The following is a 20,627-nucleotide window of genomic DNA, read 5'->3' as shown; positions in this document are numbered from 1 at the left end:
GGGTCACCTGCCTTTCTGCTGGTGCTCGGTGGCGTACGGGGTGCTTGGCTGCGTAGGGACTGCTCGGCCTCGCCCTGCGGCGTTCGCGCCGGTCATGTGCTGTGCTCGGTGGTGGAGAGGCCGAGGGCCCTGAGGTCCGGCATGGTGCCGTTCTGCGCCGCGTGCACCGCGTCGAGGAGCGAACCCTGGCCGCCGCCCGCGCGGGCGAAGCCGTCCTGCATGACGCGCTGGGTCGCGGTCATGCGCGGGCCCCAGACCCAGCCGTCCCGGATGGTGTCCGCCTGTTCCTGGAAGAGGCGGTAGATGTCCTGGCCCGCGTAGTAGGAGCGGTCGAAGGCGGCGCGGCCCACGGAGACGAGGCCGGGGACGGCCGGGTACTGGCTGCTGGTGCCGCTGGAGAGCCGGGCGCGCAGGGCATCGGGGTGCGAGACCTGCCACTCGATGAAGTCCATGGCGGCTTCCGGGTTCCGGCTGTCCTTGGTGACGGCGAAGGTGGAGCCGCCGTGGGTGCCGACGACCGGGTGGCCGGGGTCCCACTGCGGGAGCGGGGCGATCGCCCACTGCTTCTTCTGGCCCGGCCGGGCGTTCATCTGCGCGCCCGCGTCCCAGGCGCCGCTGAGCCGGGCAAGGACCAGGCCCTCACCGAGCTGCGAGTCGTGCTGTCTGCTCTCGGAGGCGTTGGCGAAGACCAGGTCTTCGTCGACGAGCCGCTGCCAGTACGCCGCGACCTTGCGCGTCGGCCGGTCGGCGAGCGACACGTTCCAGGCGCCGTCACGGGTGTCGAACCACTGGGCGCCCGCCTGCCACGCCCACGCGGCGAACTGGGTGAAGCCGTCGGTGGGGAAGAGCGCGAGCCGCCGGTCGCGGGACTTGTCCCGTACGGTGCGGGCGACGTCGGCGAACTCGTCCCAGGTGCGCGGGACTTGAAGGCCGTACTGGTCGAACAGGTCGGTGCGGTAGTGAAGCACCATCGGCTCCACGTCGAGCGGAACGGTGAAGACCCGCTTCTCGAACGTGGTCAGGCCGAGGGCCTGCGGGAGCAGCTTGGCGCGCAGCCGGTCGGTCAGGAGCGGGGTGAGGTCACGGGCGACGCCGTCGATGGCGAAGCCGGGGACCTGGGGGTACTCGATGGTGGCGACGTCCGGGGCGTTGCCGGCGCGGGCGGCGTTGCTGAGCTTGGCGTAGCCGCCCATCGCCCCTGACGGGATCTGCTGGAACTCGACCTGGACGCGGTCGTGGGTCTTGTTGAACGCGTCGACCACTTCCTGGCTGCCGCGCAGCGCGGACCAGAAGGTGATGCGTGTACTGCCGCCCTTGGTGCGTGCCGTACGGCCCTCGCTGCCCGAGCAGGCGCTCAACGCGCCCGCCGCGGGAACGGCGGCTGTCACGGCGAGCAGGGACCGGCGACTCGGTCGACCGGGCATGGGTGCCTCCCGCGGCTCTTGTTCGGGACACGGGAATCCTGATCGCGTGAACGAAGCCGGTCAAGAGACCGATCAAAAGAAACTTAAGCGGTCAAACGATCGCGGGGTGGGCGGCGGAGCCGCGCACCTTCAGTTCCGGCAGAAGCTCAACTCGCTGCGGATGCCCGGCGCCTGACGCCTCCGGCTCGGCGAACCGGCGCAGCAGGAGCTGGGCCGCGACCCGTCCCACCTCGTGCTTCGGCGGGGACACCGCGGTCAGCGGGGTGCTGCCAAGGGCGGCCACCACATCGTCGTACGCCACCACCGAGCAGTCCTGCGGCACCCGCACCCCGCCGTCGATGAGCTGCGACACGAGCATCAGCGCGTCGACGTCGCCGTGCAGGACGGCGGCCGTGGCCCGGCGCTCGCGCAGCAGCGCCGCGAGGTCGAGGGGTTCGCGCGCCCGGCCGGGGCCGGCGTCGCGGGCGCTGAGCACCACCGTCCAGTCCTCGATCTCCGCCCGGGACGCGGCGATCTCGGCGAAGGCCGCGCGCAGCGCACGGGCCGTCGGGCTGTCGTCGCGCGCGGCAAGCACGATCCGGCGATGACCTAGCTGAATGAGGTGGTCGACGGCGAGATGGATGCCGAACCAGTGGTCCGTGCACACGGAGTCCATGGCGTGCAGCGCACTGCCGGCCCGCGGCCGCCGCTCCATCACCACCGTGGGCACCCCGGACGCGGCGAGCCAGGCGTAGTCCGCCTCCTCCTCGGCCGCGGTGCGCCAGCGCGGAGCGATCAGCAGCCCTCGCACACCCTCGGCCAACACCCGTTCCACCAGCGGCCGTTCGGCGCCTTCCACCTGCGGCGCGATGTGCAGGGCGACCCGCATCCCCGCCTCGCTCAGGGCGCCTCGCGCCCCGTGCATCGTCTCGTACAGATAGGTGTGCCGCTCCGGCACCATCAGCGCCACGGCCTCCCCGGAGGCCACCGGTCCGGCGGGCGCGGCGCTCCGTTCCACGGGCCCGACCGAGCGTGCCACGCCGTGGCCGCGCCGCAGCCGGCCCTCGCGGGCCAGGTCTTCGACATCGCGACGCACGGTGATCACCGAGACCTCCAGATCGGCGGCGAGATCACTCAGCCGCGCCGTACCGCGCGACTCCACGACCGCGAGTATCCGCTGCCGCCTGACTTCCCTCGGCTCTCGCATGCTGCCGGCCCCCCTCGCGACGTACCCATCGGGTGTTCGTTTGAGCGTTTCCGCTGGAGGATATCGATCGTTGCCACGTCCGCACCCGTGCGTCACGTGATCTGTTCACGCGCGCGTTCCGTTCATCACGCGCGTTCTGTTCAATACGCGGCCCCGCCGACGCCCCGATCATCGCCGCATGTCCGACTTCGCCGCCCTGGCCCTCGCCGCCTTCCTGACCGTCACGGCCGTCACGCACTTCCTGTTCCCCGCCTATTACCGCGCTCTGGTCCCGCGCTGGCTCCCCGCCCCCGCCGCCCTCGTCGTCGGCAGCGCGGTGGCCGAACTCGCCACGGCCGCCCTGCTGTTCGCCCCCGCGACCCGCACGGCGGGCGGGTGGACCGCCGTCGCACTGCTGAGCGCCTTCCAGGTCTCGCACCTCGACGCCGCGTTCCACACCCGGCCCCGTACGGGATTCCTCGACACCCCCTGGGGCGTGACCGCCCGGCTGACCGTGAACGCCGCCTACATCGCCTGGGCGCTCACGGTCACTGCCGGCTGAGCGAGCGTGAGATGCCCGCCGCGACCGTGGTGACAAGCACCCAGCCCGTGGCGATCAGCAGATACGAGAGCCACTGGTACCAGCCGTCCGGCGCGAACGCCGTCTCCTGCCCGAAGCCGATGATCGGCAGGAGCAGGTCAAGGCTGTAGAAGACGGGGTTGAAGTCGGGGGCCTCGTCGGACTTCAGCGGACGCGGATGGTGCAGGGCGAAGGCGAGCGCGCCGCCGAGCAGCAGGACGAACAGCCATCCGGCGGCGCGCATGGGCCGGAAGCCGTAGCCGACGGTCACGTCCTGGAGATGGCCCCAGATCCGGGCGTACGGAGGCAGCGTGCCGCGATGGCGGCGGAGCTTGGCCAGCTGGACGGTGCGCGCGGCGGCCTCGTCGCCGACCGTGCGGTACGCGGCGGCCAACTGCTCGTAGCCCTGCGGGAGATAGCCGCCCGTCTCGCGGTCGAGCAGCGGAAGCCGCTGCTCGGCGGGCAGATGCGGGGCGAGCCGCTGGTAACTGAGACCGTCGAGCTTGACCTGATCCGGCCACACCTGCGGGGGGACGTGCAGCAGGTCCAGCTGGGAGCGGCGCAGATTGACGGCGCCCTCGATCGGGGCGGCCTCCCGCAGCCACAGCTCGCCGACGACGCAGCTGCTGGCGCGCAGCGCCGACCCCTCGGGGTGGGAGAGATGGGCGTAGGCGAGATTGATGTGGCGCGGGATGCGGGCGCCGCTCAGATTGACCGTGCCGCGGGCCCGCAGCCGCATGGCCCGCAGATCGGTGCCGACCGACAAGGTCTCGGCGTGCAGGGCGACTCCGCCAGGGGCACTCAGTTCGGCGTCGTCGAGGTTGACCTGGCCGCCGACGGTGGCGCCGTTCATCCGGACCTGGCCGTGCGCGACAAGGCCGACGGCCCATACGTCCGTGCCGACCTCCGCATGATTCAGCTGCAGGACCGCTTCGGCGTCCTGCGCGGGCGGCTCGTCGGGCACGGGCGGCGCGCCGAGCTCCGCCCCGTTGACGAAGAAGGCGCCGGTGATCTGCGCGCCCGCGAGCCGCACGGGCCCCGCTATCCGGCAGCAGGTGATCCGCAGGACCAGCTCCACCCGGAGGGTTCCCGCGGTCAGCCCCGGCAGGACCGAGTCGCTGAGGACCAGGGCGCGGACCTGCGCCCCGTACAGATTCGGCGTCTCCTCGAAGTGGCAGGACCGCAGCCGCACGGGATGCTCGACCGTCCCGTACATCAGGTCGAGGCGCCCGGTGATCCGCGCGCCCGTCAGCTTCAGGCCCGCGATCTCGCCGTCCCGCATCGGCCCGTTGAGCAGCAGCGCCCGCAACACCTCGGCCCGCACGGTCCGTTCGGGCCCCCACGAGCCGCCGGCCCGGGGGTCGTCATCGGGGCTCTCACGGAAGTCGACGCCCGCGCCGAGCGGGAACGCCCGCCAGACGCGCAGCTCCGCCGGTGTCAGGTCCGCGATCTCCATCGACGGGATGCTTTCGCGGGTTTGTTCGGGCTGTCAACTGCGGAATCGGCCCGCGGAGCGGTTCCGGAACCCGGCGCCCGCAGCCGCCCGGACCCTCCAGTTCGTAATGGGATCCATTTTCATATAGCCTCGACGCCGCACCACCGAGAAAGGAACCCGAGAACCCATGGCCGTACCCAAGCGCAAGATGTCCCGCAGCAACACCCGCCACCGTCGCGCCCAGTGGAAGGCCAGCACCCCGCAGCTCGTGCCGGTCACCGTCGACGGCTCCGCCTACCTCGTCCCCCAGCGCCTCGCCAAGGCCTACGAGCGCGGCCTGCTGCGCCCCGAGGGCTGACGGCATGGCCGAGCGACTGCCGGTCACCGTCCTGTCCGGCTTCCTCGGCGCGGGCAAGACGACCCTGCTCAACCACATCCTGGGCAACCGCGAAGGCCTGCGCGTCGCGGTGATCGTCAATGACATGAGCGAGATCAACATCGACGCCGCCCTCGTGCGGGGCGGCGAGGCCGCTCTCTCGCGCACCGAGGAACGCCTGGTGGAGATGACCAACGGGTGCATCTGCTGCACCCTGCGCGACGACCTCCTGGAGGAGGTCGACCGGCTCGCGAGGGCGGGGCGGTTCGACTATCTCCTCATCGAGTCCAGCGGCATCTCCGAACCGATGCCGGTGGCCGCCACCTTCGAGTTCCCGCGCGACGACGGCGCCACCCTCGGCGATCTCGCCCGGCTCGACACGATGGTGACGGTCGTCGACGCCGCCAACTTCCTGCCGGAGCTGACGGGCGGTGACGGTCTGGCGGAGCGGGGGCTCGATCAGTACGAGGAGGACGAGCGCACCGTCAGCGATCTGCTGATGGACCAGATCGAGTTCGCGGACGTCATCGTCCTCAACAAGCTCGACCTGGTCGACGAGCGGGACGCCGAGCGGCTCACCGCCACCCTCGCGCGCCTCAATCCGCTCGCCCGCCTCGTGCCTGCGACCCAGGGCCGGGTGGATCTCCAACAGGTCCTCGGCACCGGCCTGTTCGACCTGGAGCGGGCCCAGCAGGCTCCGGGGTGGGTGCGGGAGCTGAACGGGGACCATGTGCCGGAGACTGAGGAGTACGGCATTTCCAGCACCGTCTTCCGTGCCGAACTCCCCTTCCACCCCGTACGGTTGTGGAACTTCGTCACGCAGGGTCTGGACAGCGGGAGCTTCGGGGACGTGCTGCGTTCGAAGGGCTTCTTCTGGCTCGCCAGCCGTCCGAACGTGACCGGATTGTGGTCACAGGCCGGGTCCGTCGCCCGCTTCGAGCCGTCCGCCGCGCGCGACGCGGAGGACTACCAGGGGCAGGAACTGGTGTTCATCGGGACCGGGTTGCGGCCCGATGCGCTGCGCGCGGCGCTGACCGGCTGCCTCATGACAGAGGGCGAGAGCCTCTCGCCGCTCGACCTCGACCCCTTCCCCGCCTGGGACACGTACGGCATCGACGACGCCTGCGAGCACGAGGCTCTCGCCGGCTCACACCAGTAGCCGCAGCAGCTGCGCGCAGGCCTCCGCCTCGTCCGCATGCCGGGCGAGCGGGTGATGCGTGCCGCGTTCGTACGTCCCGGTCTCCCACGCCACGCCGTCCTCGGTCCGCCGCAGGTAGACGAAGTCGGGGGGCGTGGGGGCCGGTTCGTGGACGCCCTCGATCCAGTAGTAGCCGTCGGCGACACCGGCCGCGCACAGGGCGGCGGGCAGTCCACGGATGTCCATCGGCGTGCTAGCCGTTCGCGGGCTCGAGGTAGCCGTGCTCGAGGAGCCACTTCACGTTCAGGCGCTGGCCCTCGCCCGGGTCGAGGAACACCGCGTCGAGCTTGATCTGCTGGCCATGGCCCGGCTGCTCGAACCAGGGGGCGATGCTGCCCTGCCAGACGTAGAACGGCTTGCTCACCTCGTAGACGCGGTAGTCGCAGGCGACCGCGGCGTCACGGGTGTTGAGGTTCTGCGGGGGCAGCGCGCGCTTGGCGTACGGGTCGCCCGCCGGGGCCAGGTACGAGCCGTACTCCGAGCCGAACCGGTCGAGCAGCTCGCCCTCCTCCAGCTCCTCGGGGTGCTTGTCGACCTGGCCGTTGACCGTCTCGAAGCCGTCGTTCGGCGGGTACTTCCAGCTGCCGGAGTCCGCGGGGCCTTCCCAGTACTTCTTGAGGAACGACGACGGTGTCAGGTCACCCGTCCGCTTCCAGCCCTTGAGCAGCGGGCCGACCGGCTTCTGCCCCTTCTTGGGCAGCCACTTCGGGCCGAGCCGCGCGTCCTTCTGGAACTCTCCGGTGCAGGGCTCGTGCGGCTTCGACGCCGCCGCGGCCTTCGGCTCCGCGACCGCCGTCGCGGCCGGCGCCGCCGCCATGGCGGTCGCGACACCCAACGCGGCAAGAACGGTACGGATCCGGATCACAGAACTGCGGTCCACTCGACAACTCCTCGCGTGTCCACGGGAAACGGGAACAGATCGGGAACAGGTACGGGACGAGAAACGAAAACAACTCGCACACCGTATCCGAGCAGTGGCTCTCAGTGGTCATCTTCCATGGTGGCGAGCCGAAACCAGCCATCCGCAGGGGCCGGCGCGGGATGCGGCTTGGATATGTCCGGGAGCCTGCCGGCGAACTGCCGCTGGAGGTCACCGGATTCATCGGGCGTGTGCGTGAACTGCGTGAGATCGGCGCACTGCTGGGCAAGGCCCGCCTCGTGACGCTCACCGGACCCGGCGGCGTCGGGAAGACCCGGCTCGCGGCGCGGGGCGGTGGCCGTGGCGTACGCCGTGGAGGACAGGGGCGGGCTCCCGGAGGCCGAAGCGGTCACCGCGGTCAGGGAATCCGTGGTGCCCCGGCGAGCGCGGACGAGGTCCGGCGGACTCACCCACCGGGAGCGGGAAGTGGCCGCGCTGGTCGTCGAGCGGCTGGCCGACCGGGAGATCGCCGAACGGCTCGTCGTCGCCGAGCGGACCGTGGACGCCCATGTGGAGCACATCCTGACGAAGCTGGGGCTCGCCTCGCGGACGCAGATCACCGGCCTTGAATGAGCCCCCGTCCCGACCCGCGCCTCACGCCGGGACGTCATCGCCGTCGGGAACGTCCAGTTCGGCGGGCAGGGCGTCCAGGACGGTGAAGCTGCGGTCGAGGCGGGTGATGCCCATGACCCGCCAGACGCGGGGAGCGCAGCGGACGAGTCTCAGGGCGCGGCCTGTGGCGGCGGTTCGGTTTCTGATGCGCACGAGGAGCCGCAGGCCCCCGGCGTCCAGAAAGGTGACCTGCCGCAGGTCCACCACCACGTCGGAGCCCGCCCGGTCGAGGAACTCCCTTAAACACGACTCCAGTTCCTGATCCGCCCAGGCGTCCAGCTCGCCGTGGAGTGTCAGCACGGTCAGACCCTCCACCACATGGTGACGCAGCCCAAAACTCGGGTCGGATATGCCCATGGGCTACCCCCAAATTCCCTTCCCCGCATACGAAGAGTGACGAATTCGCGCGTGGTGCGGCGTACCCGACGGCACCGGGCGCCGCCGGGGTCCGGGGCGGCGCCGAGTATGGCATCTACATCTTGCCCGTTCAGATGCCTTTCATGCCTCGCGATGGCGCCACCGGTCGCAACTGGGGGCAACTTGGCGGCAATTCCACGTCAGTTACTGTCCGTAGTTTCCGCTCCGGATGCGGAGGCGGGGGCTCATGCCCGCGGCATCCCTCCGAGCCCGTCGCGGGTGCGGCGCGTCATGAGGACGTAGACCGCGGATGCCACCAACATGCCTGCGGGCAGGGCGAGATCAACGCCGCCCAGAGCATCGGCGACCGGGCCGGTGTACGCGGTGTTCACACACAGGGCGGCCGCGGTGACACCGGCGGCGAGCGCCGCCGCACCCGCCCAGTTGACGCCCGCGGTGAACCAGAAGGGGCTGCCGGGAGTCTCGTCGGTGAGCGCGATGCCGTCGTAGCGGTTGCGGCGCAGCACGATGTCCGTGGCGTAGACGGCCGTGCTCGGGCCGAGCAGGACGACGGTCAGCTGGAGGACGTTGCTGACGGTGTCGAGGAAGTTGGAGGCGAGCAGTCCGTACAGGGTGAGCGAGACGGCGGCGATCCCGTCGACGATGACGCTGACCGAGCGGCGGATGCGCACGCCGACGGCCTGGAGAGCGAGGCCGGCGCTGTACGCGGTGAGGGCGTTGATGGCGATCGTGCCGAGGATCAGGGCGAGCAGGAAGACGGGGGTGAACCAGCCGGGCAGGATCTTCTCGAGCGCGGACTGCGGGTCGGTCATGTCGACGGCGGTGGCGGCGAACACGCCGAGGGAGCAGACGATCATGCTGGGCACGAAGCCGCCGAGGAGGGTCCAGCCGACGATCGCCATCTTGGGCGTCGTGGCGGGCAGATAGCGCGAGAAGTCGGCGCTGGTGGTGTACGACAGCGGGCCCGACGCGATGAGCGTGACACCGGCGATGACGGTCGCCCACAGGTCGGTGCCGGTCAGCGGTTCGGCGGGCAGGTACGAGAAGTCGGTGTGCCCGATCACGCTGACGGCGACGACGGTGAACGCGGCGGCCAGCGTCAGCGTGATCGGGAGGTAGAGCCGCATGATCATGGCGTGGCCGAAGACGCTGATGGTCAGGGTGAGCGCGGCGATGACGATGATGACGGCGACCTTGACGCCGGTGTCCGCGGTGATGCCGACCTTCTCGACGAGGGAGAAGGCGGCGACCGCGGCGGCGGACAGGTTCAGGGCGAAGTAGCAGACGGAGATCATCCAGCCGACCACCGCGTTGTTCACCCGGTTGCCGCGGATCCCGTAGATCGCGCGGGTGACCACCTCGCTCGGCGCGCCCGCGGCGGGGCCCGAGACGGAGAGGAATCCGGTCAGCGCCCAGAACAGGTTGCCCACGAAGAGCACCGCGAGGGCTTGCCAGAGGCTGAGGCCCATGAGGATCAGGGCGCCGCCGACGACCAGGCTCAGATAGTTGACGTTCGCCGCCGCCCAGACGGAGAACAGCTCGCGCGGACGGCCATGGCGTTCCCGTTCGGGAATGTGGTCGATGCCATGTGCCTCGATGCGAACCGCACGCTCAGAGGGCAGCGGCGCCTTGGCGGCGCCGTCCGTTCCTGGCTTGTGCGGGTCGGGAATCGTGGACGCCATGAGGCCCTCCGGATGCTTGTCGTGCCCGACCGCTTGCTTATTGGTCGCACACTCAATAACGTTGTGGCCATGTCGTCAAGCGTTCAGCGCAAGCGAATTCGGAAATCTCCGGCCGCCCGACGTGCGGAAATCGTCGAGGCGGCCGCCGCCGTCGCCCTGACCGAGGGGCTCGAGTGCATCACTCTGCGGCGGATCGCCGATGAGCTCGATGTCCGGCCCGGGTTGGTCAGCCACTACTTCCCCTCGGCCGAGGATCTCGTCGCCGAGGCGTTCGGCGGCGCCGCGAGCGCCGAGCTGGATGCCCTCCTGCCGGCCGAGCGGTCCGACGCCTCTCCCACCGAGCACCTCGCGCGGTTCTTCGCATGTGCGACCGGTGAGGCGTACGAGGACATCAGCCGGCTCTGGATCAACGCGCGCCACCTCAGCCGCTACCGGCCCGTCCTGCGGGACCGGGTCGGCGAGCAGGAGGCGGCGTGGCGCGGCCGGCTCGAAGGCCTCATCCAGGAGGGCGTCGAACGCGAGGAGTTCCGCACGGACGACCCCTATGTGACGACCATTCAGATCCTGGTCGTGATCGACGGCCTCGGCGCGCACGCCAACACGGACACCAGCAACCGTCCCGAGGCGGTGACGCGGATGGCCGTCACCACGGCGGAACGCGAACTGGGCCTGGTGAACGGCACGTTGACCCGACCCGTCGACACGCCCTCCGACCAGGCGTAGCCGCCCCTCCGCCGCCCCGCCTTCCCCACCCGCATTTTCAAGGAGCCTCTGTGCGCACCCGTCTCGTCCTGCTCTCCGCCCGGCTGCTCGACCCGGTCACGGGCCGGTTCCTGCCGGACACCGCCCTGGCCGTGTCCGGAGGGCGGATCACGGCGCTGGGCGACGACCGGCAGATCCGTGCCCTCGCGGACGCGTCGACGGAGGTGGTCGACCTCAAGGGCGCCGTGGTGACCCCCGGCCTTGTCGACGGCCACCTGCACCCCGTCTCGGGAGCGGAGCTGACCCACGGCCTCGATTTGTCGGCCTGCACCGACCTGGACGAGGTGCGCGCGGCGCTCGCCGGCGAGGTCCGTTCGCTGGCGCCCGGCGCGTGGCTGCACGGCTGGGGTCTTGACCCGAACGTCTTCGGGGACCGGCCCGTCGAGACCGCCGCCCTCTCCCCCGTGCTCGACGGCGTACCGGCGCTGCTCCAGATGTTCGACGCCCACTCGATGCTGGCCAGCCCGCGCGCGCTCGAACTCGCCGGTGTCGACGGACCGCGCACCTTCGCGCAGGCCGCCGAGGTCGTCTGCGACGACGCGGGCCGGCCCACCGGGCTGCTCCTTGAGGACGCCGCCTGCGAACTGGTCGAGCGCGCCGCCCCGCGGCCCACGCACGCCGAGCGGCGCGCCCGGCTCGCCACCGCCCTGCGCGGCATGGCCGCGGCGGGTCTCACCGGGGGCCACGCGATGGACGCCAACGGCGAAAGCCTCGCGCTGTACGCCGAGTTGGACGCGGCCGGGGAGCTGCCCCTGCGGCTGCGCGTCGCCCCCTGGTGCCAGCCGGGCGCGGACGCCGAGGCGCTGTGCGCGCTCATCGGGCAGCAGGGCGCCGGCGGTGCGCTGTGGCGGACCGAGGGCGTCAAGCTCTTCATGGACGGCACCATCGACAACGGCACCGCCTGGCTCGAACGCCCCGACTGCCACGGCGAGTCCACGCACGCCTTCTGGCCCGATCCCGCCGCCTACACCCATGTCATCGGCGAGCTGCACCGGGCGGGGGTGCCCACCGCCACGCACGCCATCGGTGACGCGGCCGTGCGGCATGCCCTCGACGCCGTGGAGAAGGCGCGGGCCGCAGGGGAACGCCCGGTCCGGCACCGGATCGAGCACATCGAGACGGTGCCCGACGACACCCTGGCCCGGTTCGCCGAGCTCGGCGTCATCGCGTCCATGCAGCCCACGCACTGCTGCGACTTCACCCGGGCCGACCACACCGACAACTGGTCGCGCCGTCTCGGCGAGGAGCGGGCGTCGCGCGCCTGGCGCTGCCGCGATCTGTGGGACTCCGGCGCCACGGTCGTTCTCGGCTCCGACTGGCCCATCGCCCCCTACCCGCCGCTGGGTGTCATGGCGGGCGCCCGCCACCGCCGCCCGAGCCATGACCTCGGCCAGCCGCCGCACGGTCCCGAGCAGGCCCTGTCGGCGCTGGAATCGCTGCAGGCCATGACGGTGAACGCCGCTCACGCGGCGGGCGATGAGCACGAGGCCGGGCAGCTCGCCGTCGGCTTCCGCGCCGACCTGACCGTCCTCGCCGACAACCCGCTCACCACCGACGCCACCGATCTGCCGGATCTGCCGGTCCTGCTCACGGTGCTCGACGGCCGCGCCACGCACCGCGACGCGAGCCTCTGAGCCGCCCCCGCCCGTTGCACGGAACGCAACTCAAGTTGCACCTCTTGTCCATGGGCCCTCCGGGCAGCACTGTGTCTGTCACACGCGTCACCACCGTCACATGAGGAGCGGGCATGGAGGCAGGCATGAGCAGTGGGTCCGGCGGGCGGTCCGAGGCGCACGGCTGGGGTCGGCGCGGGTTCATCGGAGCCGTCGCCGCCACGGCCACCGCCACCGCTCTCTCCTCGTCGCAGACCGCCGACGCCCTGTCGCCCCGACGTCCGCAGCGCCGGACGCGGCCGCTCTTTCTCGGTACGTACACCACCAAGCCCGGCGGCGGCACGGGCCTGGGTCTCGCGACGTACGACGACGCCACGGGACGTATCACCGCCACCGGCACGCTGACCGGCGTACCGGATCCCTCCTACCTCTGCCTCCACCCATCGGGCCGCACCCTGTACACCGTCAACGAGCAGGAGCAGGGCGGCGTGACCGCGGTCGCGCTCTCGTCCTCGGGCCCCGAAGTCCTGGGCTCGCGCGGCACCGGTGGCGCCGGGCCCTGCCATCTGTCCGTGCATCCGGGCGGCCGCTGGCTGCTCAGCGCCAACTACCTCTCCGGGAGCGTGGCCGTCCATCCCGTCCAACCCTCGGGCGCGCTTGGCGAGTTGACCGATGTCGTCACGCACTCCAGTCCCCCGCCCGGTCCGGGGCAGGAGGGGCCGCACGCCCATCAGATCGTGACGAGCCCGGACGGCGGGCATGTCCTCGCCGTCGATCTCGGCACCGACGCCGTGTACAGCTACCGCCTCGACACGAAGGCGGGCAGGCTGACGCAGGTCTCGTACGCCGCGCTCCGTCCCGGCGCGGGGCCGCGGCACCTCACCTTCCACCCCTCGGGGCGGTTCGCCTATGTCGCCAACGAGGTGGACAACACCGTGGCCGTCTGCGCGTACGACCCCGCCAGTGGGCGGCTGACTGCGGGTGAGCCGCAGTCCACGGGCACGGGCGAAGGCACCAGCTATCCGGCGCAGTTGCTCGTCACGCGCGACGGCGCCTTCGCCTTCCTCGCCAATCGCGGGCACAACAGTCTGACCCGGTACGCGATCGAGGCGGGCGGCGCCCGGCTGCGGCTGCTCGACACGGTGCCCGTCGGCGGCGACTTCCCCCGGCACATCGCCTTCTCGCCGTCACAGCGACTGCTGTTCGCGGCGAACCAGAAGTCGGGTTCGGTGAGCGTCTTCCATGTCGGCACGAAGGGCCAACTGCGCCTGGCGGGCGAGCCGTTCGCGGCCCCCGTGGCCGTGTGCGCGCTGCCCCTCTAGGGCGCGTACAGCTGGGAGGCGGAGGGTGTGCGCGCCCGCTGCCGGTCGGGCTTGGTGTACAGCCGTCGACGGCAAAGCGGTCGCTCAGCGGCGGGATGTACCCGGGTAAGGACAGCACCGCGCGGAACTACCCTGGCCATGAACGAGACAATCGCACCGCGCCTTCGGCACGACACGGCGGAGACGGCCTCAGTTTCTTCTGCTCATCCAGCAGTTGAGCCCCGCGGCCCGCGAGGGATGAGCCCGTTTCGGCCGCGCCGCACACCTACGAGGGAAAGGCTGCACCCCGTCCATGACTTCGTTCCGCCCCGCCCCCGCCTGGCTCTCCGACGCCGTCTTCTACCAGATCTATCCGCAGTCCTTCGCCGACTCCGACGGCGACGGGATCGGTGACTTCAACGGCATCACCGAGCACCTCGACCACCTGGCCTGGCTCGGGGTCGACGCCGTCTGGATCAATCCCTGCTTCGTCTCGCCGTTCCGCGACGCCGGGTACGACGTCGCGGACTACCTCTCCGTCGCGCCCCGCTACGGCACCGACGACGACCTGGCCAAGCTCGTGGACGAGGCGGGCCGGCGCGGCATCCGGGTCCTCCTCGACCTGGTCGCCGGTCACACCTCCGACCGGCATCCGTGGTTCACCGCGTCCGCCGACGACCCGGACGACCACCGCTACATCTGGGCGCCCGACGGCTGCCCGGACGGTTTCGTACGGTCGCCGGGGTCCCGCCCCGGTGCGTATCTGCCGAACTTCTTCGACTCCCAGCCCGCCCTCAACTTCGGCTACGCCCGCCTCGATCCGGCCGAGCCGTGGCGGCAGCGGGCCGACGCCGATGGGCCGCGCGCCAACCGCGCCGCGCTGCGCGACGTCATGCACCACTGGCTGCGGCTCGGCCTCGCCGGATTCCGGGTCGACATGGCGCACTCACTGGTCAAGGACGACCCGGACTGCAGCGCCACGGCAGCGGTGTGGACCGAGCTGCGCGGCTGGCTGGACACCGCCCATCCGGAGGCGGTGCTCCTGTCGGAGTGGGGCGATCCGGCGGTGTCCGTCCCCGCCGGGTTCCACGCCGACTTCTTCCTCCAGTTCGGCGGCCCCACCGACGGCAGGCCGCTGCGCTCCCTGTGGAACAACCGCGCGGGCACCGACTCCGAGGCATGGGATCCGGTCGCCCCGTTCTTCGACCCGAGCGGCCAGGGCTCGCCCGATACGTTCGTCGAGGCGTGGCGGGCGGCCCGCGCGGCCATCAGCGACGCCGGGCACATCTCGCTGCCCACCTCCAACCACGACTTCTCGCGCCTCAACTGCGGTCCGCGCACCGCCGAACAGCTCCCCGCGGCGTTCGCCTTCCAACTCACCTGGCCCACGCTCCCGGCGATCTACTACGGCGACGAGATCGGCATGCGCTACATCCCCGGCCTGCCCGACACCGAGGGCAGCGTGCTCGGCCCGCACTACAACCGGGCGGGATCGCGCACCCCCATGCAGTGGGACGACGGCCCCGCCGCGGGCTTCTCCACCGCCCCGGCCGAGCGCCTCTACCTCCCCGTCGACCCCGATCCGCGGCGGCCCACCGTCGCGGCCCAGCGCGCCGACGGCACCTCGCTGCTGCATCTCGTACGCCGCCTGATCGCGCTGCGCAAAGCCGCCCCCGAGCTGGGCCCGGACGGCTCGGTGGAGGTGCTGCACAGCGGCTATCCGTTCGCGTACCTCCGGGGCGGGCGCTTCCTCGTCGTGGTCAATCCGCGCAGCGCGCCCGCGGCGTTCCCCACCGGGCTCGTGGCCGGTACGGCGCCGCGCGCCCTGGAGGCGCAGGGCGTGGAGGCGCAGGGCGGCGCCGTCACGGCGCGGGGATTCGGGTACGGCGTCTTCGATCTGGACCCCGCGTTGAAACCCTCGTAAGCCCCAGTCAAGTCCCTCCGGGACAGATGTCCCATGGGGACGCCACGGATGTACAGCCCAGGCACCGCCCCCCGGCCGCGCGGCCGAGGACCGCAGGCAGCGCAAGGCCCGGCAGACACGGGAGGCGCTCGCCGACGCGGCGATCGACCTGATCCTGGAGCACGGCCTCGCTGCCGTCACCGTCGAGGCCATCGCCGAGCGCGCCGACGTCACGCGCCGCACCTTCAGCCGCCACTTCGGCGGCAAGGAGGCCGCGGCGCTCGACTTCACCCGCGCCGACGGCGGGATGGCACCGCCGCCCCCGGACGCGGGCGCTCCTCGCGCTCGTCGACACGGAACCTGCGCTGTTCGCCGCGTACGAACGCGTCCGGGTCGACGCCCAGGACGAATCCGTCCGGATCATCGCCGACCGGCTGGGCACCGACCCCTTCCGGGACCAGCGCCCGGCCGTGATCGTCGGTGCCGCCGCCGGGGTGCTGACCGCCGCCCTGCGCAGCTGGGCGCGCGGCGGGTACACGGACGACGAGGACCTCGCCGCGCATGTGGCGCGGGCCTACGACGTCCTCACCGGGGAGGCCGCGGGCGGCGGCGCCATCGTCAACGTCGCCTCGATCCTCGGCTCCGTCGGCTTCGCGGGCTCCCCCGCGTATGTCGCCGCCAAGCACGGCGTCGTGGGCCTCACGAAGACGGCCGCCGCCGAGTACACGGCCAAGGGCATCCGCGTGAACGCGGTCGGCCCTGGCTTCATCGAGACCCCGCTCCTGCGGAACATGGACAAGGAGGCGTACGACGCGCTGGTCTCTCTGCCCGGCGGGCCGCCTCGGTCACACCGAGGAGGTCGCCGAGCTGATCGCCTTCCTGCTGTTGGAGCGCGCCTCGTTCATCCACGGCGGCTACACCGCCCGCTGATCCCGCTCCCCCTGCCTGTGTCTACGGCTACGTCTCCGGCTACGGCTTGGTGAAGTCGACGTCCTGGGCCCTCGCGACGATCTCGACCTCGTCGCCGAGGGCCCATTCGGCGACCCGCGACACCATCGCCGCCGGGACCGCGTCGCTGATTCCCTCCGCGGCGGGGATGTCGTACGTCGCGTGCGCGTCGTGCGGCATGACGACGCGGAAGTCGAGTTCGAGGGCGGTGCGCGCGGTGGCGAGGACGCACATCTCCGACTGCACCCCGCAGATGGCGAGGTCGCGCACGCCTGCATCCGTGAGCAGCTCTTCGAGCCCGGTCTCCTCGAAGCCGTCGTCGATGGTCTTGCGCAGCACGGTCTCGCCCCGGTCCGTGTCCACGGGGAGGTGGATCTGCCAGCCGGGAGTGCCGGGTTCGTCGACGGAGCCCGGCTCGCCGTCGTTCTGAAGCTGGATGACGAGGGCGCCGGCGGCGCGGGCCCGCGTGATGAGGTCGATCGTACGGTCGAGGACCCGGGCCGCTTCCGGTACGGCGCCGTCGCCGGAGACGAAGGCGGACTGCATGTCGACGACCAGCAGGGCCTGAACGGGCTGCGTGGCCCCGTCCATGGACTGCGTCTTGTGTATGGGCTGCTCTAAGGGCTGCGTCTTGTTCTCAGTCACGGTCCACCATCTTGCCTTCCGCCATCACCAGTCGTACGTCCCCCAGGGCCTCCACGTCCTTGAGCGGATCGCCGCGCACCGCGATCAGGTCGGCCCGGTAGCCCGGTGCCAGGCGTCCGACGTGGTCGGCGATGCCCAGGGCGTCGGCGGCCTCCGTGGTGGCCATGTCGATGACGCGGTCCGGTTCGATGCCCAGGTGCTGGTAGAAGCCGAGGCTCTGGGCCAGGCCGTCGCAGCCCGCGCGCTGGACTCCCGCGTCCGTCCCGGCGATCAGGCGGGCGCCGTGTTCCGCCATGGTCCGTACCTGTTCGAACATCGCCTTGGCCCGTTCGGCGCCGAAGAACATGGGCAGCATCCGCCAGTTGGGGCTGACGGTGGGGCAGATCCGGATGTCCTTGGCGACGATGGCGTCCAGGACGTCCTCGCGCAGGTCGAGGCCCTTGCGGGTCATCCAGGTGCAGTGCTCGATGGTGTCGACGCCGGCCATCACGGCGGCCACGATCCCGGCGGTCCCGTGTCCGTGCGCGGCGACCGGCAGCCCGGCCCGGTGCGCCTCGCGGACGACGGCGCGGATCTCGGGGGCGCCGAACTGGGCCTGCCAGGTGGCGGGGCCGCCGTGGGTGAGGCCGCCGCCGGTGGCCATCACCTTGATGACGTCGGCGCCCAGCTCCGCGTTGCGGCGCACCAGGGCACGGATCTCGTCCTCCCCGTCGACCTCTCCGCCGAGGAACCAGCAGTGGCCGCCCTTGGTGGTCAGCGGTGTGGTGGCGGCGACGATCCGGGGTCCGGGCACGGCGCCGCCGGCGATCGCCTCGCGCAGCCGCAGGGTGAGGCGGCCCCGGTCGCCCAGGTCGCGCACGGTGGTCACGCCGCTGTGCAGGAACTGGCGCGCCCGCTCCTCCATGGCGGCCATCAGCGTGCGGTCGTCGTGGGCGTCCAGGACGGCCACGGGGTCCTTGCTCGCGTCGAAGACCAGGTGGACATGGGCGTCGATGAGGCCGGGCAGCACCGTGGCGTCGGGCAGCGCACAGCGCCGCGCCCCGTCGCGCACCATCGGCTCGACAGCGGCGCGCGGCCCCGCGGCGACGATGGCCGTGCCGTCCGTCAGTACGGCGCCGTCCTTGACGCACTGGCCACGCGGCCCGGTCAGAACCCGCCCTGCCGTGATCAACGTCTGGCTCATCTCGACCTTTCCCACAAGGAGTTGGCGGAGCCGGCGGTGCTTGCCGGGTTCCATCGTCCGTCATGGGAGGGCGGAAGGGGATGTCCTGGCGGCCGTCCCGATGTGGACGCCACTTGCGCGCGCCGTCCCGCGGGGGCGCATAGCCTGGGTCGGAGCGCCCCGCTCAGGACGGAGGTCAGGGTCTGATGAGCACGGAAGTCACGGTCCTCCTCATGGCCGCCGGAGTCCTGGCCGCCGCCACGCTGGCGGTCGCGATCGCCCTGCTCGTACGCCTGGTCAGGGCGCGCCGCAGGCTGCGCAGGGCGGGGTTGCCGGTGGAACGTCAGTGGGTGTTCTGGGGTGCGGTCGCCTATCTCGTACTGCCCGCGGATCTGCTGCCCGATCCGGTGTTCCTCGACGACATCGGGGTGCTCGCGCTCGCGCTGCGGTCGATGCGGAAGGAACTGCCGGCGGGCTCAGGACTCGGGAGTCGCGGGGCGCAGTAGCGGGCGGCGCACATGCCGGGCCTTGGTCAGCAGGATGTGCATGCGCTCGGTCACCTGGGCGATGTCCTCGACGGGCTCGTCGAACGACAGCCGCACATCGGCCTGGCTGCGCGCCCGCTCCAGGCGCAGGGTGAGGCCGTACTGGTCGATGGCGAGCGGGCGTACGCGCACCACTCCGTTCAGGCTGTCGGCGTGGACGAGCCGGGTCAGCTGCTCGACGGCGTCCTCGTGCGCGTCGGCGAGGTGGGTGAGAAGGCGTGCCTCGGCCTCGGCCAGCGGGTCGGGGGCCGTCACGGCGAGCTCGTCGAGGTCGATGCCGATCCGCTCGCCGGTGGCGTCGTGCAGCACGGCGCAGGTCGGCGCGAAGACGAAACGCTCGCCGTCGGGCACGAGCGACCCCGAGAGCCACAGCCGGGCCCGGATCCGGTCCCTGACCGGCACCGGGGAGACATCGGCGAGTTCCAGCAGGGTGGACGGCTCGCCGCGCGGCGCGCAGATCATCGCGGTGGCCAGTGCGCTGTCCCGCGGTGGGACCAGCAGAACCGTCCCGTCCGCGCCGACGCTGTGCGCGCCGACGAGTTCGTCCCTGCCGATCTCGGTGGTCACCGCGCAGGACCACGCGGTGGCGAGCAGGGAACGCGCGCGTGCCGCTGCTGTGGGCAGGGTCGTGCTGATGTGACGGACACCCATTCGTCAACCTCCATTAGGTAAGCCTTGCCTAACTTATCGGAGATCAAGAGTGGGTGCTACCAGGCGGGGCCGACTTCCGCCTCACAGATCCCCGCCGGGCACGGTCGGGTGTGGGCAGCGGCTCGGGGCGAACGCGATCTCCGAGGTCCTACGCCTGTTCCACGGGCTGCCGCCGGTGCAGGCTGTGGGGGCGACCACCACGATCCCCCGACCGCGATCTCCCTTACCGCACAGGAGAGTTCACCCCATGCGTCTCATGCGCATCGGCGAGCCCGGCCACGAACGGCCCGTCCTCGCCTCATCCGACGGCCGGCACCACGACCTCTCGTCCGTGACCCGCGACATCGACGGCGCCTTCCTCGCCGCCCTGTCGGACGACTCCTCGCTCGTGCCCGACGCCTCCGAGCTGCCCGAGACGGACATCACCGGGCAGCGCGTCGGTGCCCCGATAGCCCGCCCGTCCGCCGTGCTCTGCATCGGGCAGAACTACGCCGCCCACGCCGCCGAATCGGGCTCCGAGCCGCCGGAGGAGCCGATCCTCTTCTACAAGGCGCCGAACACCGTCGTCGGTCCGTACGACGACGTCCTCATCCCGCGCGGCTCGAAGAAGACCGACTGGGAGGTGGAACTCGCCGTCGTCATCGGGCGGCGGACCTCCTATCTGGACTCGCCCGCCGACGCGCTCGCCCATGTCGCGGGCTACGCCGTCAGCAACGACGTCTCCGAGCGCGCCTTCCAGCTGGAGGAGTCGGGCGGCCAGTGGTCCAAGGGCAAGAGCTGCGCCACGTTCAACCCGCTGGGGCCCGTCCTGGTGACGGCCGATGAGGTCGGCGACCCTCAAGACCTGCGCCTGCGGTCGTACGTGAACGGGGACGTCCGGCAGGACTCCGTATCCGCCGACATGATCTTCGGGGTGGCGGAGCTCGTGCACCATCTGTCGCGGTATCTCGTCCTCGAACCCGGCGATGTCATCAACACCGGTACGCCACAAGGCGTCGCGCTGTCCGGGCGCTTCCCCTATCTGGGCGCCGGCGACGTGATGGAGATGGAGATCTCGGGCCTCGGCCGGCAGCGCAGCCGCTGTACTCCCGCGTGACAGGGAGATCGGCGGGCCCCGTGCAGCACAGGGCCCGCCGCCGTGCCCGCTCAGTGACCGCGGGCGATCCACTCCTCCAGATGCGGGGGCGCGGGCCCGAAGGGCGGGGTGTGGCCGGGGGCGGGGGGCGCCCCCCGCTCGGCGGGGGGCGGGCGCCCCCCCGCCCCCCCCGGCTGACCACCCGGGGGCCGCCGGGGACCTGGCGCGGGCGGTACTGCTCCTGGTCGCGCAC

Annotated in this window: 21 protein-coding genes and 2 pseudogenes; 12 read left to right on the top strand and 11 right to left on the bottom strand. The window is 71.7% G+C overall.

The window, feature by feature from the left end; translation table 11 throughout:
- Positions 1–92: 92 nt before the first annotated feature.
- On the bottom strand, positions 93–1,424 hold the full coding sequence (locus ACFWY6_RS22530; RefSeq protein WP_384693137.1) for an ABC transporter substrate-binding protein: 1,332 nt from the start codon (positions 1,422–1,424) through the stop codon (positions 93–95).
- A gap of 91 nt (positions 1,425–1,515) precedes the next feature.
- A complete protein-coding gene (locus tag ACFWY6_RS22525) occupies positions 1,516–2,610 on the bottom strand; it encodes a substrate-binding domain-containing protein (protein ID WP_384693134.1) in 1,095 nt (364 codons plus the stop codon).
- Between the two features lie 178 nt (positions 2,611–2,788).
- Between ACFWY6_RS22525 and ACFWY6_RS22520 the strand changes: the two genes are divergently transcribed.
- Positions 2,789–3,151: a hypothetical protein gene (locus ACFWY6_RS22520; protein ID WP_384693131.1), complete on the top strand. Its 363-nt coding sequence runs from the start codon at positions 2,789–2,791 to the stop codon at positions 3,149–3,151.
- On the opposite strand, the gene ACFWY6_RS22515 is transcribed toward ACFWY6_RS22520, so the two are convergent.
- Positions 3,138–4,625: a membrane-associated oxidoreductase gene (locus ACFWY6_RS22515; protein WP_384693129.1), complete on the bottom strand. Its 1,488-nt coding sequence runs from the start codon at positions 4,623–4,625 to the stop codon at positions 3,138–3,140. The two genes, ACFWY6_RS22520 and ACFWY6_RS22515, sit on opposite strands and share 14 nt — an antisense overlap.
- A 166-nt stretch (positions 4,626–4,791) precedes the next feature.
- Here ACFWY6_RS22515 and rpmF point away from each other — a divergent pair, with 166 nt between their 5' ends.
- Together rpmF and ACFWY6_RS22505 are read left to right on the top strand one after the other, a co-directional pair.
- Positions 4,792–4,962, top strand: coding sequence for a 50S ribosomal protein L32 (rpmF, locus tag ACFWY6_RS22510; protein WP_135332135.1), 171 nt, complete (start codon positions 4,792–4,794; stop codon positions 4,960–4,962).
- A gap of 4 nt (positions 4,963–4,966) precedes the next feature.
- Positions 4,967–6,139, top strand: a complete 1,173-nt coding sequence (locus tag ACFWY6_RS22505; protein WP_384693126.1) for a GTP-binding protein — start codon at positions 4,967–4,969, stop codon at positions 6,137–6,139.
- Here ACFWY6_RS22505 and ACFWY6_RS22500 read toward each other — a convergent pair.
- From ACFWY6_RS22500 to ACFWY6_RS22490, 3 genes are all read right to left on the bottom strand, one after another.
- Positions 6,128–6,364: a hypothetical protein gene (locus ACFWY6_RS22500; RefSeq protein ID WP_384693123.1), complete on the bottom strand. Its 237-nt coding sequence runs from the start codon at positions 6,362–6,364 to the stop codon at positions 6,128–6,130. The genes ACFWY6_RS22505 and ACFWY6_RS22500 overlap by 12 nt on opposite strands.
- Positions 6,365–6,371: 7 nt before the next feature.
- A complete protein-coding gene (locus ACFWY6_RS22495) occupies positions 6,372–7,043 on the bottom strand; it encodes a TNT domain-containing protein (protein WP_384693160.1) in 672 nt (223 codons plus the stop codon).
- Positions 7,044–7,159: 116 nt separating this feature from the next.
- A complete protein-coding gene (locus ACFWY6_RS22490; RefSeq protein WP_384693121.1) occupies positions 7,160–7,450 on the bottom strand; it encodes a hypothetical protein in 291 nt (96 codons plus the stop codon).
- Positions 7,451–7,469: 19 nt separating this feature from the next.
- Here ACFWY6_RS22490 and ACFWY6_RS22485 point away from each other — a divergent pair, with 19 nt between their 5' ends.
- Positions 7,470–7,670 (top strand): LuxR C-terminal-related transcriptional regulator, encoded by a 201-nt coding sequence (locus ACFWY6_RS22485; RefSeq protein WP_384693119.1) that lies wholly within the window; start codon positions 7,470–7,472, stop codon positions 7,668–7,670.
- A gap of 21 nt (positions 7,671–7,691) precedes the next feature.
- Here ACFWY6_RS22485 and ACFWY6_RS22480 read toward each other — a convergent pair whose 3' ends face one another.
- Positions 7,692–8,066, bottom strand: a complete 375-nt coding sequence (locus tag ACFWY6_RS22480; protein ID WP_384693116.1) for an STAS domain-containing protein — start codon at positions 8,064–8,066, stop codon at positions 7,692–7,694.
- A 245-nt stretch (positions 8,067–8,311) separates the two neighbouring features.
- The gene (locus ACFWY6_RS22475; protein ID WP_384693114.1) at positions 8,312–9,769 is read right to left on the bottom strand and encodes a purine-cytosine permease family protein; all 1,458 of its coding nucleotides are present in this window, start codon (positions 9,767–9,769) and stop codon (positions 8,312–8,314) included.
- 69 nt (positions 9,770–9,838) lie between these two features.
- On the opposite strand from ACFWY6_RS22475, the gene ACFWY6_RS22470 reads away from it, so the two are divergent.
- The 6 genes and pseudogenes from ACFWY6_RS22470 to ACFWY6_RS22445 all read left to right on the top strand — a co-directional run.
- On the top strand, positions 9,839–10,492 hold the full coding sequence (locus tag ACFWY6_RS22470; protein ID WP_384693111.1) for a TetR/AcrR family transcriptional regulator: 654 nt from the start codon (positions 9,839–9,841) through the stop codon (positions 10,490–10,492).
- A 50-nt stretch (positions 10,493–10,542) separates the two neighbouring features.
- The gene (locus ACFWY6_RS22465; RefSeq protein ID WP_384693108.1) at positions 10,543–12,165 is read left to right on the top strand and encodes an amidohydrolase; all 1,623 of its coding nucleotides are present in this window, start codon (positions 10,543–10,545) and stop codon (positions 12,163–12,165) included.
- Positions 12,166–12,290: 125 nt separating this feature from the next.
- Complete coding sequence (locus ACFWY6_RS22460; RefSeq protein WP_384693106.1) at positions 12,291–13,466, top strand: lactonase family protein; 1,176 nt, start codon at positions 12,291–12,293, stop codon at positions 13,464–13,466.
- Between the two features lie 292 nt (positions 13,467–13,758).
- Complete coding sequence (locus ACFWY6_RS22455; RefSeq protein ID WP_384693104.1) at positions 13,759–15,369, top strand: alpha-amylase family glycosyl hydrolase; 1,611 nt, start codon at positions 13,759–13,761, stop codon at positions 15,367–15,369.
- 79 nt (positions 15,370–15,448) lie between these two features.
- Positions 15,449–15,950 (top strand): annotated as a pseudogene (locus tag ACFWY6_RS22450) (helix-turn-helix domain-containing protein); the annotation flags it as partial.
- A pseudogene (locus ACFWY6_RS22445) lies at positions 15,942–16,278 on the top strand (SDR family NAD(P)-dependent oxidoreductase); the annotation flags it as partial. The pseudogenes ACFWY6_RS22450 and ACFWY6_RS22445, both read left to right, overlap by 9 nt.
- A gap of 39 nt (positions 16,279–16,317) precedes the next feature.
- Here the strand turns inward: ACFWY6_RS22445 and ACFWY6_RS22440 are convergent.
- Entirely contained in the window at positions 16,318–16,887 is a 570-nt protein-coding gene (locus ACFWY6_RS22440) for an isochorismatase family protein (RefSeq protein WP_384693157.1), read from the bottom strand.
- 46 nt (positions 16,888–16,933) lie between these two features.
- Positions 16,934–18,124, bottom strand: a complete 1,191-nt coding sequence (locus ACFWY6_RS22435; RefSeq protein WP_384693102.1) for an amidohydrolase family protein — start codon at positions 18,122–18,124, stop codon at positions 16,934–16,936.
- A gap of 185 nt (positions 18,125–18,309) precedes the next feature.
- On the opposite strand from ACFWY6_RS22435, the gene ACFWY6_RS22430 reads away from it, so the two are divergent.
- On the top strand, positions 18,310–18,609 hold the full coding sequence (locus ACFWY6_RS22430; protein ID WP_384693100.1) for a YkvA family protein: 300 nt from the start codon (positions 18,310–18,312) through the stop codon (positions 18,607–18,609).
- Here ACFWY6_RS22430 and ACFWY6_RS22425 read toward each other — a convergent pair.
- Positions 18,580–19,299 carry a DUF2470 domain-containing protein gene (locus ACFWY6_RS22425; RefSeq protein WP_384693097.1) on the bottom strand — a complete coding sequence of 240 codons (720 nt, stop codon included), beginning with the start codon at positions 19,297–19,299 and terminating at the stop codon, positions 18,580–18,582. The two genes, ACFWY6_RS22430 and ACFWY6_RS22425, sit on opposite strands and share 30 nt — an antisense overlap.
- Before the next feature lie 247 nt (positions 19,300–19,546).
- Between ACFWY6_RS22425 and ACFWY6_RS22420 the strand changes: the two genes are divergently transcribed.
- Positions 19,547–20,395, top strand: a complete 849-nt coding sequence (locus ACFWY6_RS22420) for a fumarylacetoacetate hydrolase family protein (protein ID WP_384693094.1) — start codon at positions 19,547–19,549, stop codon at positions 20,393–20,395.
- Positions 20,396–20,627 lie beyond the last annotated feature (232 nt).

The sequence above is a fragment of the Streptomyces sp. NPDC059037 genome (genome assembly GCF_042740015.1).
Classification (GTDB): Bacteria; Actinomycetota; Actinomycetes; order Streptomycetales; family Streptomycetaceae; genus Streptomyces.
The sequence above is the reverse complement of the archived record's forward strand: the minus strand, read 5'-3'. Positions and strand labels throughout refer to the sequence as shown.

What these genes read in the sequence shown, in the direction of transcription:
- ACFWY6_RS22530 (WP_384693137.1), bottom strand. Translation starts at nt 1,424, where the DNA reads ATGCCCGGTCGACCGAGTCGCCGGTCCCTGCTCGCCGTGACAGCCGCC.
- ACFWY6_RS22525 (WP_384693134.1), bottom strand. Translation starts at nt 2,610, where the DNA reads ATGCGAGAGCCGAGGGAAGTCAGGCGGCAGCGGATACTCGCGGTCGTG.
- ACFWY6_RS22520 (WP_384693131.1), top strand. Translation starts at nt 2,789, where the DNA reads ATGTCCGACTTCGCCGCCCTGGCCCTCGCCGCCTTCCTGACCGTCACG.
- ACFWY6_RS22515 (WP_384693129.1), bottom strand. Translation starts at nt 4,625, where the DNA reads ATGGAGATCGCGGACCTGACACCGGCGGAGCTGCGCGTCTGGCGGGCG.
- rpmF (WP_135332135.1), top strand. Translation starts at nt 4,792, where the DNA reads ATGGCCGTACCCAAGCGCAAGATGTCCCGCAGCAACACCCGCCACCGT.
- ACFWY6_RS22505 (WP_384693126.1), top strand. Translation starts at nt 4,967, where the DNA reads ATGGCCGAGCGACTGCCGGTCACCGTCCTGTCCGGCTTCCTCGGCGCG.
- ACFWY6_RS22500 (WP_384693123.1), bottom strand. Translation starts at nt 6,364, where the DNA reads ATGGACATCCGTGGACTGCCCGCCGCCCTGTGCGCGGCCGGTGTCGCC.
- ACFWY6_RS22480 (WP_384693116.1), bottom strand. Translation starts at nt 8,066, where the DNA reads ATGGGCATATCCGACCCGAGTTTTGGGCTGCGTCACCATGTGGTGGAG.
- ACFWY6_RS22475 (WP_384693114.1), bottom strand. Translation starts at nt 9,769, where the DNA reads ATGGCGTCCACGATTCCCGACCCGCACAAGCCAGGAACGGACGGCGCC.
- ACFWY6_RS22470 (WP_384693111.1), top strand. Translation starts at nt 9,839, where the DNA reads ATGTCGTCAAGCGTTCAGCGCAAGCGAATTCGGAAATCTCCGGCCGCC.
- ACFWY6_RS22460 (WP_384693106.1), top strand. Translation starts at nt 12,291, where the DNA reads ATGAGCAGTGGGTCCGGCGGGCGGTCCGAGGCGCACGGCTGGGGTCGG.
- ACFWY6_RS22455 (WP_384693104.1), top strand. Translation starts at nt 13,759, where the DNA reads ATGACTTCGTTCCGCCCCGCCCCCGCCTGGCTCTCCGACGCCGTCTTC.
- ACFWY6_RS22440 (WP_384693157.1), bottom strand. Translation starts at nt 16,887, where the DNA reads ATGGACGGGGCCACGCAGCCCGTTCAGGCCCTGCTGGTCGTCGACATG.
- ACFWY6_RS22435 (WP_384693102.1), bottom strand. Translation starts at nt 18,124, where the DNA reads ATGAGCCAGACGTTGATCACGGCAGGGCGGGTTCTGACCGGGCCGCGT.
- ACFWY6_RS22430 (WP_384693100.1), top strand. Translation starts at nt 18,310, where the DNA reads ATGAGCACGGAAGTCACGGTCCTCCTCATGGCCGCCGGAGTCCTGGCC.
- ACFWY6_RS22425 (WP_384693097.1), bottom strand. Translation starts at nt 19,299, where the DNA reads ATGGGTGTCCGTCACATCAGCACGACCCTGCCCACAGCAGCGGCACGC.
- ACFWY6_RS22420 (WP_384693094.1), top strand. Translation starts at nt 19,547, where the DNA reads ATGCGTCTCATGCGCATCGGCGAGCCCGGCCACGAACGGCCCGTCCTC.